The sequence below is a fragment of the Pseudomonas alvandae genome (assembly GCF_019141525.1).
Taxonomy (GTDB): domain Bacteria; phylum Pseudomonadota; class Gammaproteobacteria; order Pseudomonadales; family Pseudomonadaceae; genus Aquipseudomonas; species Aquipseudomonas alvandae.
Map to the genome: position 1 here is coordinate 5,040,352 of NZ_CP077080.1, position 17,485 is coordinate 5,057,836.

The 17,485-nt window shown below is 60.6% G+C and carries 18 protein-coding genes; 7 read left to right on the forward strand and 11 right to left on the reverse strand.

The annotated features are described in order from the left end of the window. Positions 1–64: 64 nt before the first annotated feature. The 3 genes from KSS97_RS22290 to KSS97_RS22300 form a co-directional block, all read right to left on the reverse strand. Positions 65–1,300, reverse strand: coding sequence for an RNA polymerase sigma factor (locus tag KSS97_RS22290; protein WP_217860181.1), 1,236 nt, complete (start codon positions 1,298–1,300; stop codon positions 65–67). An 89-nt stretch (positions 1,301–1,389) separates the two neighbouring features. Then, positions 1,390–1,734, reverse strand: coding sequence for a YciI family protein (locus KSS97_RS22295; protein ID WP_030139327.1), 345 nt, complete (start codon positions 1,732–1,734; stop codon positions 1,390–1,392). A gap of 56 nt (positions 1,735–1,790) precedes the next feature. Further along, the gene (locus KSS97_RS22300; RefSeq protein WP_030139328.1) at positions 1,791–2,225 is read right to left on the reverse strand and encodes a YybH family protein; all 435 of its coding nucleotides are present in this window, start codon (positions 2,223–2,225) and stop codon (positions 1,791–1,793) included. A 141-nt stretch (positions 2,226–2,366) separates the two neighbouring features. On the opposite strand from KSS97_RS22300, the gene KSS97_RS22305 reads away from it, so the two are divergent. Next, positions 2,367–2,852, forward strand: coding sequence for a GNAT family N-acetyltransferase (locus KSS97_RS22305; RefSeq protein WP_030139329.1), 486 nt, complete (start codon positions 2,367–2,369; stop codon positions 2,850–2,852). Between the two features lie 136 nt (positions 2,853–2,988). On the opposite strand, the gene KSS97_RS22310 is transcribed toward KSS97_RS22305, so the two are convergent. Both KSS97_RS22310 and KSS97_RS22315 read right to left on the reverse strand, forming a co-directional pair. Continuing rightward, positions 2,989–3,477 (reverse strand): GyrI-like domain-containing protein, encoded by a 489-nt coding sequence (locus KSS97_RS22310; RefSeq protein ID WP_217860182.1) that lies wholly within the window; start codon positions 3,475–3,477, stop codon positions 2,989–2,991. A gap of 79 nt (positions 3,478–3,556) precedes the next feature. Beyond that, entirely contained in the window at positions 3,557–4,219 is a 663-nt protein-coding gene (locus KSS97_RS22315; protein ID WP_217860183.1) for a LysE family translocator, read from the reverse strand. A 206-nt stretch (positions 4,220–4,425) separates the two neighbouring features. On the opposite strand from KSS97_RS22315, the gene alaC reads away from it, so the two are divergent. Continuing rightward, positions 4,426–5,643 carry an alanine transaminase gene (gene alaC, locus KSS97_RS22320; protein ID WP_030139333.1) on the forward strand — a complete coding sequence of 406 codons (1,218 nt, stop codon included), beginning with the start codon at positions 4,426–4,428 and terminating at the stop codon, positions 5,641–5,643. A 119-nt stretch (positions 5,644–5,762) separates the two neighbouring features. On the opposite strand, the gene KSS97_RS22325 is transcribed toward alaC, so the two are convergent. Then, positions 5,763–7,115 carry a GntP family permease gene (locus KSS97_RS22325; RefSeq protein ID WP_198797698.1) on the reverse strand — a complete coding sequence of 451 codons (1,353 nt, stop codon included), beginning with the start codon at positions 7,113–7,115 and terminating at the stop codon, positions 5,763–5,765. Positions 7,116–7,206: 91 nt separating this feature from the next. Beyond that, positions 7,207–7,740 carry a gluconokinase gene (locus KSS97_RS22330; protein WP_030139335.1) on the reverse strand — a complete coding sequence of 178 codons (534 nt, stop codon included), beginning with the start codon at positions 7,738–7,740 and terminating at the stop codon, positions 7,207–7,209. Between the two features lie 215 nt (positions 7,741–7,955). Here KSS97_RS22330 and gntR point away from each other — a divergent pair, with 215 nt between their 5' ends. The 3 genes from gntR (at position 7,956) to KSS97_RS22345 (ending at position 10,192) form a co-directional block, all read left to right on the forward strand. Continuing rightward, positions 7,956–8,987 carry an HTH-type transcriptional regulator GntR gene (gene gntR, locus KSS97_RS22335; RefSeq protein WP_030139336.1) on the forward strand — a complete coding sequence of 344 codons (1,032 nt, stop codon included), beginning with the start codon at positions 7,956–7,958 and terminating at the stop codon, positions 8,985–8,987. A 159-nt stretch (positions 8,988–9,146) separates the two neighbouring features. Next, positions 9,147–9,689 (forward strand): hypothetical protein, encoded by a 543-nt coding sequence (locus KSS97_RS22340; RefSeq protein WP_030139337.1) that lies wholly within the window; start codon positions 9,147–9,149, stop codon positions 9,687–9,689. An 86-nt stretch (positions 9,690–9,775) separates the two neighbouring features. Continuing rightward, positions 9,776–10,192 carry a GNAT family N-acetyltransferase gene (locus tag KSS97_RS22345; RefSeq protein ID WP_030139338.1) on the forward strand — a complete coding sequence of 139 codons (417 nt, stop codon included), beginning with the start codon at positions 9,776–9,778 and terminating at the stop codon, positions 10,190–10,192. Positions 10,193–10,314: 122 nt separating this feature from the next. Here KSS97_RS22345 and def read toward each other — a convergent pair whose 3' ends face one another. Then, the gene (gene def / locus KSS97_RS22350) at positions 10,315–10,854 is read right to left on the reverse strand and encodes a peptide deformylase (RefSeq protein ID WP_030139339.1); all 540 of its coding nucleotides are present in this window, start codon (positions 10,852–10,854) and stop codon (positions 10,315–10,317) included. Next, on the reverse strand, positions 10,851–11,801 hold the full coding sequence (locus KSS97_RS22355; RefSeq protein ID WP_030139340.1) for a YihY/virulence factor BrkB family protein: 951 nt from the start codon (positions 11,799–11,801) through the stop codon (positions 10,851–10,853). Before KSS97_RS22355 ends, def begins: the two co-directional genes overlap by 4 nt. Positions 11,802–12,049: 248 nt before the next feature. Here KSS97_RS22355 and KSS97_RS22360 point away from each other — a divergent pair, with 248 nt between their 5' ends. Next, entirely contained in the window at positions 12,050–12,427 is a 378-nt protein-coding gene (locus tag KSS97_RS22360) for a hypothetical protein (RefSeq protein WP_030139341.1), read from the forward strand. Between the two features lie 124 nt (positions 12,428–12,551). On the opposite strand, the gene fadD1 is transcribed toward KSS97_RS22360, so the two are convergent. Next, positions 12,552–14,243 (reverse strand): long-chain-fatty-acid--CoA ligase FadD1, encoded by a 1,692-nt coding sequence (fadD1, locus tag KSS97_RS22365; protein WP_198797695.1) that lies wholly within the window; start codon positions 14,241–14,243, stop codon positions 12,552–12,554. A gap of 369 nt (positions 14,244–14,612) precedes the next feature. Next, positions 14,613–16,301, reverse strand: a complete 1,689-nt coding sequence (fadD2, locus tag KSS97_RS22370; RefSeq protein WP_030139343.1) for a long-chain-fatty-acid--CoA ligase FadD2 — start codon at positions 16,299–16,301, stop codon at positions 14,613–14,615. A gap of 224 nt (positions 16,302–16,525) precedes the next feature. Between fadD2 and KSS97_RS22375 the strand changes: the two genes are divergently transcribed. Next, a complete protein-coding gene (locus tag KSS97_RS22375; protein ID WP_030139344.1) occupies positions 16,526–17,470 on the forward strand; it encodes an alpha/beta hydrolase in 945 nt (314 codons plus the stop codon). Positions 17,471–17,485: the final 15 nt, after the last annotated feature.

Consider the following 17,485-nt stretch of genomic DNA (forward strand, 5'->3'; position numbering starts at 1 on the left):
GGGGGCCGCTTCGCGACCCAGCGGGAGCAAGCTCCCTCGCCACGGGGCTGTGCCCGGCGCCACCTCATTGCAACCCGGCAAGCCTGGCTTCGATAAACCGCCGTTCCGGCAACTGCTGCGTCAGTTCAAGCGCACGTCGATACGCCGCCCTCGCCTCTTCAACCCGCCCCAACTGCCGACAGAACTCCGCCCGCGCCGAATGGGCCAGGTGATAGTCGGTCAATTCGCCCCGGCCCAATATCCCGTCGACCAGCTGCAGCCCCGCCTGGGGCCCGTCGCGCTTGGCCAGGGCAGCCGCCCGGTTGAGTTCGATCACCGGTGATGGCACCGCGCGCAAGAGCATGTCGTAGAGGCCGACGATCTGCGGCCAGTCGGTCTCTTGCGCCGTCGATGCTTCGGCGTGCACCGCAGCGATCGCCGCTTGCAGGCAATAAGGCCCGAACCGCCGGGTATTGAGCGCGGCCTCGACCATGGCGCAGCCTTCGGTGATCATGGCGCGATCCCACAGCGACCGGTCCTGCTCGTCCAGCAAAACCAACTCGCCGGTCATTGAGGTTCGTGCCGGCCGCCGCGATTCGTGCAAGAGCATCAATGCGAGCAACCCCATGACTTCGGCTTCGGGCAGCAACTCCATCAACAGGCGCGCCAAACGGATGGCTTCGCGCGTCAGGTCTTCGCGGGTCAATTCGGCGCCCATCGATGCCGAATAGCCCTCGTTGAACACCAGGTAAATGACCCGAAGCACACTGTCGAGCCGCTCAGGCAGCTCCGTACGGGACGGCACCTGATAGGGAATCTTCGCGTCGCGAATCTTTGCCTTGGCCCGCACGATGCGCTGGGCAATGGTCGCTGGCGCGGCGAGGAAGGCCCGGGCGATTTCCTCGGTGGTCAGGTCGCAGACTTCACGCAGGGTCAACGGCACCTGCGCATCGGCTGCCAGTGCCGGGTGACAACAAGTGAAAATCAGCCGCAGCCGATCGTCTTCCACGTCTTCATCGCTCCACTCGGTTTGCTCCAGTTCTTCAAGCTGGGCAATCAGCATCGGCTGCGAGGCGGCGAAGCGCGCCCGCCGACGCAAGCTGTCGATCGCCTTGAAGCGTCCGGCCGATACCAGCCAGGCCCGCGGGTTATCGGGCACACCGTCACGCTGCCAGCGCTCGACCGCGATAAAGAAGGCCTCGTGCAGGGCTTCTTCAGCGAGGTCGAAATCCCCCAGCAGGCGAATCAGGGTCGCCAGGATTCGCCGCGAGTCCTGGCGATAAACCTGCTCGACCCGTGCCTTGACCGCGTCGGCGGGCATCAGGCGGACAGGCCTTGGGTCACCGGCCTGATGGCTCGGCTGGAAACAGGCTCAAGCCTCATGAAAGCGCTCCCGTGGAGGATGAACGTTCAGGGATTCAATTGCCGCACAGGCCGGACCTCGACGCAGCCAACCCGGGCCGCCGGTATGTTGCCGGCGACCTGGATAGCTTCGTTCAGATCCTTGGCATCGATCAGATAGAAGCCCGCCAGTTGCTCCTTGGTTTCGGCGAACGGGCCGTCGGTAATCGACAACTTGCCGCCGCGCATGCGCACCGTGGTGGCGGTTTGGACCGACTCCAGGGCTTCGGCCGCGACCATCCGGCCGCTGCCCTGGATCGATTCGGCGTAGGCCATGCATTCGGCGTCCTCGGGACTGTCCGGCGAGTTATGCAGAACCTGTTCGTTGCTGTACACCAGGCATAAATACTTCATGGAAAACTCCGTGATCGGACTGATCGACAAGGATGGCAGAAGCGAACCGCAGCCGCTCAGGGCTGCAGATCGAAAATCGCCGTCCCGGCCATCGGATCGAACGGCGCCGACCAATGCTCATGGACGATTTTCCACTGCCCGGCGGAACGTTTGTAGCACGCCGTTACGCGCATCCAGCAAGCCTGCTCCTCGCCTTTGTCGTTGGTGCCGCCGCAATAGGCCAGCCAGTGGGCGAACGCAATATTGTCGGCTGGCGTGATCTGCACCTGATGGAAATCGAACTTGTGCGGGCCGGGGCACATTTCCATGCAGGCCTCCCAGTGGGTCCGGTAGGCGACCTTGCCCTTGAATTGCAGGGCCTGGATGGCGTCGAACGAGACAATGTTGTCGTCGTAGAGCGCCATGACTTTTTCCACGTCCTTGGCCATGACAGCCTGGCGATAGGTGTCGATCAGCGCCTGGATTTCGGTTTCGGTGGCTTGGGTGTTCATGGTGGTTCTCCGCAGTTTTTTGTTAGAGACATCCTTTGTCGTTTGGAGAAAGGGCGAATCGACAGCCAAACAAAAATAATCCAAAGAAAAAATTTCGCTAGAATCCAGAGTCCATTCTGTCGGCAAACAACGGACGTTTTGATGACCGCCCAGCTCGTGCCTTATGAAGACCTGACCCCGCTGCAACGGCAACAGGTCGAATCCATCGAAATCCACCCCGAACAAATCAAGTTTTCCGGCGACATCCACGGCGCGTTGCACACACTGCTGTCCAAGCCCGGCCCAGGGGTCAAGGGTTTCGCGTTGCTGGCCGGCGAGGTTCCGGTGGCATTCCTGTTGCTCAAGCGTCCGCCCGTGTTGCCGGCCTGGGCCAACGAACACAGCGCGACTCTGCACGCCTTGCAAGTCGACCATCGTGCCCAGGGCAAAGGCTACGGCAAGGCCTGCCTGCAAGCGCTCCCCGCCGTGGCACGGGCAGCGTGGCCGGAAATCAAGGGATTGGAGCTTTCGGTCGATGCCGACAACGACTCGGCCATCGCCCTTTACGCCCGGCTGGGCTGGGTCGACAGCGGCGAGGCCTACAAGGGCCGCATCGGTTATGAACGACGGATGGGGTTAGTGTTTTGACAAACAGACTCAACGATCAATAGGCGCTAAATGTGGGAGCGAGCTTGCTCGCGATGAGGGAGTGTCAGCCGACATCGACGTTGGCTGATCCGCCGCTATCGCGAGCAAGCTCGCTCCCACAGGGGATCCCCAACGATCAGCTCGACTTGAGCGGGATCCAGATCTCCAGGGTGCCTTGGCCAGTCCTGGGGTTGAAGTCCTCGCTGTAGCGCTCGAACTCCGGCTCATCAGCCGCCTGGCGGCCGGATTTAGGCAGCCATTCTTCCCATATGTATCGGAACGTCTCCGGCAGATTCTTGAGCGGCCCCTTGTGTTCAAAGACCGCATATGGCCCGGGTTGGATCTCGATCCAACGGTATTGTTCGGGCAGATCATCGAGGCGGCTGATCTCCACGCCAGCGATGTATTCGAAGCCGCCCTTGCCGTCCGGGTTACAACACACCCCGAAGGTCACTTCGTCTTTCTGCCCCGGCACCTTGCCAAGCCAGGGCAGGAATTTTTCCCAGAGCTGCGGGATGTCCTGGGCAGTGTCCTGGGTAAAACGCGCGCCGAAACCGGCGATCAGCTGAAAGCGTCCCTGTTCAAAGCGCGGCTCGCCTGCGTTAACGCGTTTTTGCGTTTCCATTGCTTCAACACTCCGGAAAACTTGAAGTCGGGCTTGGCAGTATAGAAGCCAAACCGTGATTGCCAGACCGTTTCGCTTGTCAAAGTCCAGGCAGGATAGCCGTAGCGTTTTTTCCTACAAACTCGTTGTAGCCAGAAACAATCACGTAAACGGCGAAATAACAGAAGATCGCCGCGGAAGCCCAATAGGAGTAGCGCAGCAACTTGTCCCCTAACAATTTTCCGCCTTGGGTCGCCGCCAGGCACAGGCCCGCGCTCCAAAGCAACCCGGCGCTGAGAAATCCTCCCAGGAACAACGCCGAACTGAGCACAGTGCCACCACCAGAGCGGGCAATCAGCGTCCCGCCCACCGCCGCGAACCAGAGAATGGCACTGGGAGATGACATCGCGAGGAAGATTCCCCGAAAGAACTCCTGGCGTGGCGAGTTGCCTCGAGTTTCGCTGGCCTCGGCCAACCCTGCATGATGGTAGATCGCTGAATGAACCATCTTCGCGGCGAAATACAACAACAGGACCGAGCCGCCAATCCACAGCACCCAGCGCACCGTGTCGTATTGCAACAACACAGTCATCCCGGCCAACGCCAGGACTGCGTAGATCAAATCCCCTACACAGGTGCCCAGGCCCAGGGCAAAGCCTTGGAAATAGCCGCGTTGCATCGCCAGGGTGATCATCGCGATATTGGCCACGCCAATGTCCAGGCACAGCGAAAGGCTCAGCAGGAAGCCGCTGGAAAATTCCATCATTCGTTCCATCAAGATTGGGTGTGCAGTGTTTACCGATCCACGGACCGGCGGTGGCACCGCAGCCGGGGCAACAGTGTCGTCGAAAATAGTTCGATGCGGCTACTGGACAATCTGACATCAGCCCGATTATCTTGCGCCGCAGGCCACCGCAGTGGCCAACGTCGCTCGGACGGTTCCGGGCGCTCACGTATCTCGAGGCAACAATGGCCGAACAAGGTTCGCCGCGCCGCTTTGCGCGCATCGATCGACTCCCCCCGTACGTATTCAATATCACTGCCGAGCTGAAGATGGCTGCGCGTCGGCGCGGCGAAGACATCATCGACTTGAGCATGGGTAACCCCGACGGCGCCACGCCCCCACACATCGTGGAGAAACTGGTCACCGTCGCCCAGCGTGAAGACACCCACGGCTACTCCACGTCCAAAGGCATCCCACGCCTGCGCCGCGCCATTTCGCGCTGGTACAAGGACCGCTACGAAGTCGACATCGACCCGGAAAGCGAAGCCATCGTCACCATCGGCTCCAAGGAAGGCCTGGCGCACTTGATGCTGGCCACCCTGGACCAGGGCGACACGGTGCTGGTGCCCAACCCCAGCTATCCGATCCACATCTACGGTGCGGTGATTGCCGGCGCCCAGGTGCGTTCGGTGCCGCTGGTGCCTGGCGTGGATTTCTTCGATGAGCTGGAACGGGCCATTCGCGGCTCGATCCCGAAGCCGAAGATGATGATCCTCGGCTTCCCTTCCAACCCGACCGCACAATGCGTGGAGTTGGACTTTTTCGAGCGGGTCATCGCCCTCGCCAAGCAGTACGACGTGCTGGTGATCCACGACCTGGCCTATGCCGACATCGTCTATGACGGCTGGAAAGCCCCGTCGATCATGCAGGTGCCCGGCGCGAAAGACATCGCGGTGGAATTCTTCACCCTGTCCAAGAGTTACAACATGGCCGGCTGGCGCATCGGCTTCATGGTCGGCAACCCGGAACTGGTCAGCGCCCTGGCGCGGATCAAGAGCTACCACGACTACGGCACTTTCACCCCGCTGCAAGTGGCCGCCATCGCCGCCCTCGAAGGCGACCAGCAATGCGTGCGCGATATCGCCGAGCAGTACCGCCAGCGCCGCAACGTGCTGGTCAAGGGCCTGCATGAACTGGGGTGGATGGTGGAAAACCCCAAGGCGTCGATGTACGTCTGGGCCAAGATTCCCGATGCCTATGCGCACCTGGGTTCGCTGGAGTTCGCCAAGAAGCTGTTGGCCGAGGCCAAGGTCTGCGTCTCGCCGGGGGTGGGGTTCGGGGAATATGGGGATGATCACGTGCGCTTTGCACTGATCGAGAACCAGGACCGGATTCGCCAGGCGGTGCGGGGGATTCGGGGGATGTTTCGGGCGGATGGGTTGATCAAAAAACCTGAGGCCTGACACAAAATTAATGTGGGAGCGGGCTTGCTCGCGAAGGCTGAGTGTCAGTCGAGTAGATGATGACTGACACACCGCCTTCGCGAGCAAGCCCGCTCCCACAGTTTGTGCCACAGCGCCTGTTAGATCACCAACGACAGCAGCAGGATAAAGATCAAGCCCACCACCGACAGGATGGTTTCCATCGCCGTCCAGGTCTTGAAGGTTTCGGCCACGGTCATGTTGAAGTACTGCTTGACCAGCCAGAAGCCCGCGTCGTTGACGTGGGACAGGATCAACGAACCGGCACCGGTCGCCAGCACCAGCAGCTCACGGTTCACACCCGGCATCATCCCAACGACCGGCACCACGATCCCGGCACCGGTAATGGTGGCCACGGTCGCAGAACCCGTGGCAATCCGAATCACCGCAGCCACCAGCCACGCCAACAGGATCGGCGAGATCTGCGCGCTGACCGCCATGTGGCCGATCACGTCACCCACGCCGCTGGTCACCAGCATCTGCTTGAAGCCACCACCGGCACCGATGATCAGGATGATCGCGGCCGTCGGCGCCAGGCTGGCGTCCAGCCATTTCAGTATCTGGCTGGAGCCGATGCCCTGCTTGTAGCCAAAGGTGTAAAGCGACAACAGCAACGCCAACAGCAACGCCGAGATCGGGTGGCCGATCATGTCCATCCAGGTGCGGAAGAAGTTGCCGTCCGGTAGCGTCACGTCAGCAAAAGTCTTGAGCAACATCAGGAACACCGGCGACAGCACGGTGACCAGGGTGATGCCGAAACTCGGCAGTTCGGTGCCGTCGGTTTCACGCGCCAGTTGATCCACCAGTTCCTGGTTCGGATGGCCGGGGATGTGCTTGGCAATGAACGTACCGAAAATCGGGCCGGCAATGATGGCGGTCGGCAGCGCAACGATCAGGCCGTAGAGAATGGTCTTGCCGATGTCAGCACCAAAGATGCCAATCGCCAGCAACGGGCCCGGGTGCGGCGGCACCAGGCCGTGGACTGCGGAAAGGCCGGCGAGCAACGGGATGCCAATCTTGATGATCGACACGCCAGTGCGGCGCGCCACGATGAACACCAGCGGGATCAGCAGCACGAAACCGATTTCGAAGAACAGCGGGATGCCCACCAGGAACGCGGCGAACATCATGGCCCATTGCACCTTGTCCTTGCCGAAGGCGCGGATGAGGGTCTGGGCAATCTGATCGGCCCCGCCCGACTCGGCCATCATTTTGCCAAGCATGGTGCCCAGCGCGAGGATGATGCCGACAAAACCGAGCACGCCACCGAAGCCGTCCTGGAACGCCTTGATGATGGTGCCGATCGGCATGCCCGACGTCAGGCCGAGAAACGCGGCGGCGATGGTCAGCGCAATGAAGGGGTGGATCTTGAACTTGGTGATGAGGACGATGAGTCCGATCACCGTGACCACTGCATCAAGCAGTAGGTACGTCTCGTGGGACATGCCAAACATGGGGGGTGTCTCCTGATTTGTTGTTGTTATTGAAGCAGTTATTTATGGACCGTCGGGACAGCGCTATCTTTCTGACGCAAAATTTTGAAACTCAACTGGCCAGCTTCAAACCGTGGGCCAGCCACCAGACGTAAGCCTGGCGTGCCAATTCATCAATGCTGTGGCTGGACGCATCCAGAGCCAGGGTCAGGGGCTCGCCAACAGGGGATTCAAGGGTGGCAAACTGGCTGTCGATCAGGGTCGACGGCATGAAATGACCGGGACGATGGGAAACACGGTCGGCGGCCACTTCAGGGGTCAATTCGAGAAAAACGAAGCCCAGGCCAGGCAAGGCGCTGCGCAGGCGCTCGCGATAGCTGTGCTTGAGGGCCGAGCACGTCAGCACCGGGCGCTCGCCCGTGGCGTCGACACGGCGCAACTCGTCGCACAGGCTGTCGAGCCAGCCGGCACGGTCGTCGTCGTTCAGGGGGATACCGGCGCTCATCTTCTGGATGTTGGCCGCGGGGTGGAACGTGTCGCCTTCGATGGCGGTGGCGCCGCTCAGTTGGCACAGGGCCTGGCTGACGCAAGTTTTGCCGCAACCGGCAACGCCCATGATGACCAGGGCGGTGATTGGATTATTCATGTAACACCTCAGCGCGCAGACAGCGCTACCTTTGCCAGTTATGACACCGCAGCAAAAGCAGAAGTTGCCGACGCCTTCTTGTCATTTTTGTGGTTGCAGCATGTTCGTCCACGGCACCAGCGCACAGGGATCAGGCAAACCCCATCAACGCATTTGCAGCCGCGCCGAGACAGCGCTACCTTAGTGCCTTGATTTTTGTTTGGCAAGCCGCCCTGATGACCGTCACTAAAAACGATAAGAATACTCGCACCACCGGTCGCCCCACGCTCAATGAAGTCGCACGCCTGGCCGGTGTCAGCCCGATCACCGCCTCCCGTGCCCTGCGCGGCGTCAGCAGCGTGGCCGTGGAGCTGGTGGAAAAGGTCCGCCAGGCCGCCCTTGAGCTCAACTACGTCGTCAACCCCGCCGCCCGCGCCCTGGCCTCGGCCCAGAGCCATTCGGTGGTGGTGCTGGTGCCATCGCTGTCCAACCTGTTGTTCATCGATACCCTGGAAGCCATTCATCGCGTCTTGCGGCCCAAGGGCTTCGAAGTGGTGATCGGCAACTACCACTATTCCCGGGACGAAGAAGAAGACCTGTTGCGCAACTACATGGCCTATCAGCCCCGGGGTTTGTTGCTGACCGGGTTCGACCGAACCGAAAGCGCACGGCGCATGATCGAGGCCAGCAATATTCCCTGTGTGTACATGATGGAACTGGACCCCGGGGCTGGCCTCAACTGCGTGGGTTTTTCCCAGCTCAAGGCCGGTGAAACGGCTGCCGAGCATCTGATCTCCCGGGGGCGCAAGCGCCTGGCCTACATCGGCGCGCAATTGGACCAACGGACGTTGCTGCGCGGCGAAGGTTTCCGTCGCGCGCTGCAGAAGGTCGGGCTCTACGACCCGGACCTGGAAGTGTTGACCCCTCGCCCGTCATCGGTCGGCCTGGGCGGCGAGTTGTTCCTGCAATTGCTGGCGAGCCATCCGGACGTCGATGCGATCTTCTTCGGCAACGACGACCTGGCCCACGGTGCCCTGCTCGAAGCGTTGCGCTGTGGCATCAAGATCCCCGAGCAGGTTTCGATCCTCGGTTTCAACGACCTGCCCGCCTCGGCACACATGGTGCCGCGCTTGAGCAGCATCAGTACTCCCCGGGAAGCCGTCGGCCGCCACGCCGCGGAACAGATGCTCACCTTGATGGCCGGCAATCGCATCGCCCAGCCGGTGGTGGACCTCGGTTTCGAACTCAAGGTTCGCGAAAGTACCTGAGGCTCGGCACGATGCGGTCGATCCCTGCCGACGAACGGCAAGGTTTGGCCACCGCCGCTGAGCGCACCTTCCCCGTAGCCCTTGAAATACGGGACGTTGCGACGATGGCACGGGATATGCTGCTGCCCATCGCTCAGCCATTACCCGCAGGTGTTCATCATGTTGGTCAGTGTAAAACAACAAGCGATAAACCTACCCCTCAAGCGCCCGGGCGAAGACCCCACCGCCGAAGCCGCCAGCGGCCTGCAAAGCGCCGCCTTGCAAGCGCTGCGCGACAATATCCAGGCCCAGGCCAACCAAGGCAGCACCCAAGTCCAGGAGTCCATCACCCGGCAGGCCACGCAGCAGGTCAACGCCGCTACCGCGATCAGTGACAAGGTTGATGAGGCCTTCGCCAAGACCCGCGTGCAATTGCAAACGGTCGGCTCGTCAGCCCTTGAAGACACCAGCTCTGCCATGGCGCAGTTCAAGGACTACATGAGCAAGACGCCGGAAGAGCGCCTGCGCGACAGCATTCTCGAGGAGATGGGCATTACCGAAGAGGAATATGAGGCGATGCCGCCCGAGAAGCAACTGGCGGTCGGCGAGGAAATTGCCCAGCGCATGCAGGACAAGGCGGCGATGGCACAGGTCGAAAAAGCCCAGGAAAGCCGGTCGGATGAGAAGCACCCGGTCACGGACATGTTCCTCGCCTCGCTGTGAACCCGCCAGACAAGCGCCGGGAATATCCCGGCGCATTGTTTGTTCCCCTATAATCGCCCGCCTCCATTACACACCGCGCCCGCGCCATGTCCGAATTCCACTGCACACGCCTCGACGAGCCGCTATGGCCGCTGATGAACAAGTTCTACCGCGCCCATCAGTCGTCGATGAAAGCCGTGCGCGACGCGCAGCTTTGGGTGGCACGGCGCGAAGAAATCATCGCGGCACTCTGCCTGCGACCGGTTTCGGGGGGACATTGGCTGACGGGATTGTTCGTCGACCCGGCGTACCGCGTGCAAGGCGTCGCGGGGCGGCTGATCGCCGAAGCCGTGAAAGGCCTGGACGAGCCGGTGTGGTTGTTCTGCCACCCGGACCTGCGCGGCTTTTATGAGCGACGCGGGTTCAGTTTCGACCCGGAGCTGCCTTATGCGATGGCTGAACGACTGAGCCGGTACGCGCGCAGCAAGCCGATGATTGCGATGGGGTTGCCTACACGGTCCTGAATGGCACCCAGCCCCTTGTGGGGCGAGCTTGCTCGCGATGGCATAAGGTCAGTTGCCTCATGGGTGGCTGACACACCGCAATCGCGAGCAAGCTCGCTCCCACAGGGTTTGGTGGTGGATGTTTAATTGTCCGCTGAAGGATCGAGATCCGGAAACATCACCTCGGTAAAGCCGAACTTGCTGAAATCGGTGATGCGCGACGGGTACAAGCGGCCGATCAGGTGATCGCATTCATGCTGCACCACCCGGGCGTGGAAGCCTGAAGCGACGCGCACGATCGGCTCGCCCTTCGGGTCGAAACCTTCGTAGCGGATCTGCTGGTAGCGATTCACCGCACCACGCAAGCCTGGCACCGACAAGCAGCCTTCAAAGCCTTCTTCCATCAGTGGGCTCAGCGGCGTGATCAGCGGGTTGATCAGGATGGTCTGCGGCACCGCCTCGGCATCCGGATAGCGCTCGCTGTGCTCGAAGCCGAAGATCACCAGTTGCAGGTCCACACCGATCTGCGGTGCCGCCAGCCCGACGCCACCAACACTTTCCATGGTCTGGAACATGTCGTCGATCAATTGCCACAACTCGGGACTGTCGAACATTTCCGGCGGCACCGGCGGAGCGATGCGCAGCAGGCGTTCGTCGCCCATCTTCAGGATTTCACGGATCATGGTCGGGCTTCGTCAGTGTGGTTGTGATGGATGGAATGATCGCGCCCCAGGCCCGACACATGCTGTTTCTCGTGCTCGCCCGGGGTCTTTTCGCCCGTGTCCTTGCCTTCGGCGGACATGTGCTCGATCACTGCATTCATCTCCGCGCCGAGTAGCAGCACCGCCGCCGAGATGTAGAAATACAGCAACAGCACGATGATCGCGCCGATACTGCCATACATCGCGTTGTAGTCGGCAAACGTCTTCACGTAGAACGCAAAGCCCAGGGACGCGATGATCCACACCACCACCGCCAATACCGAGCCCGGCGTGATGAAGCGAAACTCCTGCTTCACGTCGGGCATCACGTAGTAGATCAACGCCACGGCCACCATCAGCAGAAACACGATGACCGGCCAGCGCACGAGGGTCCAGACGGTAACGATGAATTCCTCCAGGCCGATCTGCGCGGCAATCCAGCCCATCACTTGCGGCCCCAACACCATCAGCGCGGCGGCGGCCAACAGCATGCCGGCGATGCCGACGGTGTACAGGATCGACAGCGGGAAACGCTTCCAGGCCGGGCGGCCCTCGACCACGTCATAAGCAGCGTTCATGGCGCTCATCATCAGGCGCACGCCAGCGGACGCGGTCCACAACGCAACCACGATACCCACCGACAGCAAGCCGCCCTTGGATTGCTGCAGCTGGTCGATCACCGGGTTGACCTGCTCCAGCGCCTGGGGCGGCAGGACCAGTTCCGATTGCAGGCGCAGCCAGGAGAAAAAGTCCGGCAGGTGCAGGAAGCCGATCAGCGCGATCAGGAAAAGAATGAAGGGAAACAATGAAAACAGCATCTGGTAAGCCAGAGCGGAGGCGTAGGTCGACATCTCGTCGTCGAGAAACTCGGTCACCGTGCGCATCATCACACGGTGCAAGGGCAAGCCTTTCAAGGCCGGGAACATCATGAGCGTCTCCTTTCGCCGCAAAAAGAGGGGTCGCGTGGCGACTCAAGGGCCGTTTTCTACAACAAAGTAGCCTGTTTGGCGACTTTGGAGCAATTTCATCGTTTTACCAACTGACGCAGAATTGACCGGAGATCCATTGGGCAAGTTTCATCGTTCGTGCAAGCGGGGCTTTATGTTTGGCCGGCAACCGTCGAGAATGCCCCTCGTATTCAGGCCGTGGCCCGAAGCTCCAATCCCGTAGGAACGTTATGAAACTCGATAAGAAGCAGGCCATCGCCCGCAGGAACCAGGAACTGGGCGGTGCCGTCCTGGGTGTCAACAATTGCCATTTCAGCGAATTGAACCGCAACCGCAACATCTTCTGGTTCGATATCCCGGTGGCGCGCCTGGCCATCGGTCAGTACGAATGGATTCACCTGCTGCTGCACACCCCGGCCACCGACGAACTGCTGCACCTGAAAGTGCCGACCGTGTTCCTGCGGGAAAAAATGGAAGGCCTGGAAGTGCGCAACCAGGGCAAACGCAAGGCCGCCCTGAGCCTGGAACTGAGCGCCGACAAGGATTCCTACCTGCAGGACATGCGGCCGGGCGGCACCAACCTGGATTTTGCGCAGTTTCGGTTGTAACTGACTCCTTGGACAAAGGAGCTTCTGTGGTGAGGGGATAAATCCCCTCGCCACAGTTTTGTACCAGCGAATTCATCGCGTAAACAAAAGCCCCGCATCAGCGGGGCTTTTGTTAGCGGCGGCTTTACTTCTTCAGCCCCAACTTCCTCAGTTCTTCATCGCGCAACTCGCGCCGCAGGATCTTGCCCACATTGGTGGTCGGCAATGCATCGCGGAACTCCACGGTCTTTGGCACCTTGTAGCCGGTGACGTTGGCGCGCATGTGTTCCATCACCTGCTCCTTGGTCAGCGTGACACCCGGACGCGCGACGATGAATATCTTGATCGCCTCGCCGGACTTCTCATCCGGCACGCCGATGGCCGCGCATTGCAGCACGCCGGGCAAAGTGGCCAATACATCCTCCAGCTCGTTCGGATAGACGTTGAAGCCAGAGATCAGGATCATGTCTTTCTTGCGATCGACGATACGCATGTAGCCGTCCGGCTGGATCACCGCAATGTCGCCGGTCTTGAGCCAGCCTTCGCTGTCGAGGATCTCGTCGGTGGCGTCCTGGCGCTGCCAATAGCCCTTCATCACCTGAGGGCCCTTCACGCACAATTCGCCGATTTCTCCCAACGGCTGCTCTTCGCCTGCGTCGTTGATCACCTTGCACAACGTCGACGGCACCGGAATGCCAATGGTGCCAACCTGGATATTCTGGATCGGGTTGACGGTGGCCACCGGGCTTGTCTCGGTCATGCCGTAGCCTTCGCAGATCGGGCAACCGGTGACCGCTTTCCAACGCTCCGCCGCCGCCAGTTGCAGGGCCATGCCGCCCGACAAAGTGACTTTCAATGCCGAGAAATCCAGCTTGCGGAAGGCTTCGTTGTTGCAAAGCGCCACGAACAAGGTGTTAAGACCGACGAAGCCGCTGAATTTCCACTTCGACAACTCCTTGACCATCGCCGACAAGTCGCGCGGGTTGCTGATCAGGATGTTGTGGTTGCCGATCAGCATCATCGCCATGCAATGAAAGGTGAAGGCATAGATGTGGTAAAGCGGCAGCGGCGTGATCAGCACTTCGCAACCTTCATTGAGGTTGGAGCCCATCAGCGCCTTGCACTGCAGCATGTTCGCCACCAGGTTGCGGTGGGTCAGCATCGCGCCCTTGGCCACGCCAGTGGTGCCGCCGGTATATTGCAACACCGCCACGTCATCGCGGCTGGGGTTGGCTTCGTTCACGGGCTGGCCGTGGCCCTTGCGCAGCACATCGTTGAACTTGATGGCCTTGGGCAGGTGATACGCCGGGACCATCTTCTTGACGTACTTGATCACGCTGTTGATCAACAGACGCTTGAGCGGCGGCAGCAGGTCGGCCACTTCCGTGACGATCACGTGCTTGACGCTGGTCTTGGGCACCACGTTTTCGGCCAGGTGCGCCATGTTCGCCAGGCACACCAACGCCTTGGCGCCGGAGTCGTTGAACTGGTGCTCCATTTCCCGCGCGGTGTAGAGCGGGTTGGTGTTGACCACGATCAGCCCGGCTCGGATGGCACCAAACACGGCGACGGGGTACTGGAGGACGTTGGGCAGTTGCACGGCGATTCGATCGCCCGGCTGCAAATCGGTATGCTGTTGCAGGTACGCGGCAAAGGCACCGGACAGCTCGTACAGCTCACCGTAGGTGATCGTCTTGCCAAGGTTGCTGAATGCCGGTTTGTCGGCGAAGCGCTGGCAGGATTGCTTCAACACCGCCTGAATATTCGGATACTCATCTGGATTGATGTCGGCAGCAATCCCAGCTGGGTACTTATCCTTCCAAAAGTCTTCGATCATGGAAGCCCCACTCCTCAGCAACGCGAATTCTCACCGCATTTGATGCGATTATTATTGGTGTTTGTTTATTGGGTGAATCTGGCTTGGATAAAGGCCGAGAAGTCACAAAAGCGCGCCGAGAGTAGCAGCTTTGCCAAGGGTCGCCTAGAGCCAAAAGTGGCCCCTACAGTCATAAACATGACTCAAGAATATTCAATGGTCATTTTTAGAGTAAAAAACCTAAGCCTTGCCTAATTGACCCGAATACATAAGAACCTGTGGGAGCGAGCTTGCTCGCGATGGCGGTGGGTCAGCCAACATTTCTGTTACTGACAGACCGCTATCGCGAGCAAGCTCGCTCCCACAGGGTTCCACTTTCACTCTCGAGCGTCAGGCGATATCGCGCAACTCCCGACGCAGGATCTTGCCCACCGGCGTCATCGGCAGCGACTCACGCAACACGATGTGCTTAGGCACCTTGTAGCCGGTGAAGTTTTCCTTGCAGTACGCCTTGAGTTCTTCGAGGCTGACCCCGGCCTCACGGGCGACCACGAACAGCTTCACCGCCTCCCCCGAGCGCTCGTCCGGCACGCCGATCACCGCGCAACTGGCGACTTTCGGATGGGCCATCACCACATCCTCGATTTCGTTCGGGTACACGTTGAAACCCGAGACAATGATCATGTCCTTCTTGCGGTCGACGATCCGCACGAACCCGTCGGGGTCGATCACTGCGATATCACCGGACTTGAACCAGCCCTCGCTGTCCAGCACTTCGGCAGTCGCTTCGGGCTTGTTCCAATAGCCTTTCATGATCTGCGGCCCCTTGATGCACAGCTCGCCGCGTTCACCGAGGGGCATCTCGACGCCGTCGTCGTTGATGACCTTCATCAGCGTACCCGGCACCGGCAGCCCTACCGTCCCCAGGCGCGACTTGCCGCCATAAGGGTTGGCGCTGGCCACCGGCGAAGTTTCGGTCAGGCCGTAGCCCTCGGTAATGCCGCAACCGGTGAGCTGTTTCCAGCGTTCGGCGGTGGCCTTGACCAACGCGGTGCCGCCCGAGTTGGTGACCTTGAGGCTGGAGAAATCCAGCGTCTTGAAATCCGGGTGGTCCATCAGCGCCACAAACAACGTGTTGAGCCCCAGCAGCAGCGAAAACCGCCAGTTCTTCAGCTCCTTGATAAAACCGCCGATGTCCCTCGGATTGGTGATCAGCACGTTGTGATTGCCGGTGACCATCATGCACATGCAGTTCGCCGTGAAAGCATAGATGTGGTACAGCGGCAGCGGCGCGATCATGACCTCCTGACCTTCGCGCAACAGTGGCTGGCCGTCGTCGCCGATCTGCCCCAGGCAAGCGCGGGCCTGTTGCATGTTGGCCACCAGGTTGCCGTGGGTCAGCATCGCGCCCTTCGCCAAGCCGGTGGTGCCACCGGTGTATTGCAGCACGGCGATGTCGTCGAGGCTGACGTTCAACGGCTTGATGCCCTGGCCGCGTCCCAGGCGCAAGGCGCTCTTGAAGGAAATGGCCTGTGGCAGCGAATAGGCCGGGACCATTTTCTTGACCTTGTTCACCACGGTATTCACCAGCCAGCCCTTGGCGGTGGGCATCAGGTCGCCCATCTTCGCTTCGATCAGGTATTGCAGGTCGGTGTCCGGCAGCACTTCCTGGACCTTCTGCCCGAACAGGTTCATGTACACCAGCGCCCGGGCACCGGAGTCCTTGAACTGATGGCGCATTTCCCGCGGGGTGTACAGCGGGTTGGTATTGACCACGATAAGTCCGGCGCGCAGGGCACCGAAGACAGCGATCGGGTATTGCAGGACATTGGGCATCTGCACCGCGATGCGATCGCCCGGCGCCAGGTCGGTATGGGCTTGCAGGTAACCGGCGAAGGCCGCGCTGTAGCGTTCGAGCTCGGCGTAGGTGAGCGTTACCCCCATGTTGCTGAACGCCGGACGATCGGCAAATTTCTTGCAGGAACGCTCGAACACCTCGATAACCGACTTGTAGGCGCCCTGCTCGATATCCAAGGGCACGCCGGCTGGGCGTTTGTCATTCCAGAAATCAGGCTGCATTGTTTTTATCCTCTTTACCTGAACCTATCCGGGCCGCCTCTGTATCGCACATGGAGACGGAGCTCTTCGGACACTAGCAGCTATGGCCATTCAGGCAAATATGGCAACTTGCGTCATAGATTGTGTGAATCTTCGTGGATCGCCCTCGCCTGATCAGGCGAGACGCAACGGATGCGCTATACAATGCAGCGACGCTGCGTCTGACTTCGTGCAAAGGAAACGCCATGATCCACCAAACGTTCTGGCTGACCGCGACTGACCACAGCCGCCTGTTCGTCAATCAGTGGTTGCCCGAAGCCGCCCCGCTGGCGGTGATCATGCTGGCCCACGGCATGGCCGAACACAGCGGCCGCTATGGGCGCCTGGCCCAAGCGTTGTGCGATGAAGGCTATGGCGTCTACGCGCCGGACCTGCGCGGGCATGGCAAGACTGGCGAAGCAGCGGCACTCGGTCACTTTGCGGACGAGGACGGCTGGGCCAAGGTGGTCGGCGACCTGGCGAGCCTGAACCACCACATCGGCCAGCAACATCCAGAAACACCAATCCTGCTGCTGGGCCACAGCATGGGCAGCTATATCGCCCAGGGCTATCTGTTGCACCACAGCGCCAGCCTGCATGGCGCCCTCCTCAGCGGTTCGAATTTCCAACCCGTGGCGCTTTATCGCGCGGCGCGCCTGATCGCCCGCTTCGAGCGACGGCGCCAGGGGGCCACCGGGCGCAGCGCCCTGATCGAATGGCTGTCTTTTGGCAGTTTCAATAAAAGATTCAAACCGACGCGCACGCCCTTCGACTGGCTCAGCCGTGACCCCGCCGAAGTGGACAAGTACGTCCACGACCCGCTGTGCGGCTTTCGTTGCAGCAATCAGCTCTGGGTGGATCTGCTCGGTGGGTTGCAGCAGATCAGCAAAGCGTCCAATCTCGCGCAGATCGATCCGGGCCTGCCGCTGCTGGTGATTGGCGGCGAATGTGATCCGGTGAGTGAAGGCAAGCGTCTGAAGGATCTGGCCGATGCCTTGAGCAGCGCCGGCAATCAGCATCTGCAACTGAAGATCTACCCGCAGGCCCGGCACGAATTGTTCAATGAAACCAACCGCGATGAAGTGACTGCCGATGTGCTTGCCTGGATCGCCCAGGCCCTGAGCCACAAGCGGCCACCTCGCAGCGAATAGAACGACAGCGTTTTT

Coding starts and splice junctions, on each gene's coding strand:
- KSS97_RS22290 (WP_217860181.1), bottom strand. CDS start 1,300: ATGCCCGCCGACGCGGTCAAGGCACGGGTCGAGCAGGTTTATCGCCAG.
- KSS97_RS22295 (WP_030139327.1), bottom strand. CDS start 1,734: ATGAAGTATTTATGCCTGGTGTACAGCAACGAACAGGTTCTGCATAAC.
- KSS97_RS22300 (WP_030139328.1), bottom strand. CDS start 2,225: ATGAACACCCAAGCCACCGAAACCGAAATCCAGGCGCTGATCGACACC.
- KSS97_RS22305 (WP_030139329.1), top strand. CDS start 2,367: ATGACCGCCCAGCTCGTGCCTTATGAAGACCTGACCCCGCTGCAACGG.
- KSS97_RS22310 (WP_217860182.1), bottom strand. CDS start 3,477: ATGGAAACGCAAAAACGCGTTAACGCAGGCGAGCCGCGCTTTGAACAG.
- KSS97_RS22315 (WP_217860183.1), bottom strand. CDS start 4,219: ATGGAATTTTCCAGCGGCTTCCTGCTGAGCCTTTCGCTGTGCCTGGAC.
- alaC (WP_030139333.1), top strand. CDS start 4,426: ATGGCCGAACAAGGTTCGCCGCGCCGCTTTGCGCGCATCGATCGACTC.
- KSS97_RS22325 (WP_198797698.1), bottom strand. CDS start 7,115: ATGTTTGGCATGTCCCACGAGACGTACCTACTGCTTGATGCAGTGGTC.
- KSS97_RS22330 (WP_030139335.1), bottom strand. CDS start 7,740: ATGAATAATCCAATCACCGCCCTGGTCATCATGGGCGTTGCCGGTTGC.
- gntR (WP_030139336.1), top strand. CDS start 7,956: ATGACCGTCACTAAAAACGATAAGAATACTCGCACCACCGGTCGCCCC.
- KSS97_RS22340 (WP_030139337.1), top strand. CDS start 9,147: ATGTTGGTCAGTGTAAAACAACAAGCGATAAACCTACCCCTCAAGCGC.
- KSS97_RS22345 (WP_030139338.1), top strand. CDS start 9,776: ATGTCCGAATTCCACTGCACACGCCTCGACGAGCCGCTATGGCCGCTG.
- def (WP_030139339.1), bottom strand. CDS start 10,854: ATGATCCGTGAAATCCTGAAGATGGGCGACGAACGCCTGCTGCGCATC.
- KSS97_RS22355 (WP_030139340.1), bottom strand. CDS start 11,801: ATGATGTTCCCGGCCTTGAAAGGCTTGCCCTTGCACCGTGTGATGATG.
- KSS97_RS22360 (WP_030139341.1), top strand. CDS start 12,050: ATGAAACTCGATAAGAAGCAGGCCATCGCCCGCAGGAACCAGGAACTG.
- fadD1 (WP_198797695.1), bottom strand. CDS start 14,243: ATGATCGAAGACTTTTGGAAGGATAAGTACCCAGCTGGGATTGCTGCC.
- fadD2 (WP_030139343.1), bottom strand. CDS start 16,301: ATGCAGCCTGATTTCTGGAATGACAAACGCCCAGCCGGCGTGCCCTTG.
- KSS97_RS22375 (WP_030139344.1), top strand. CDS start 16,526: ATGATCCACCAAACGTTCTGGCTGACCGCGACTGACCACAGCCGCCTG.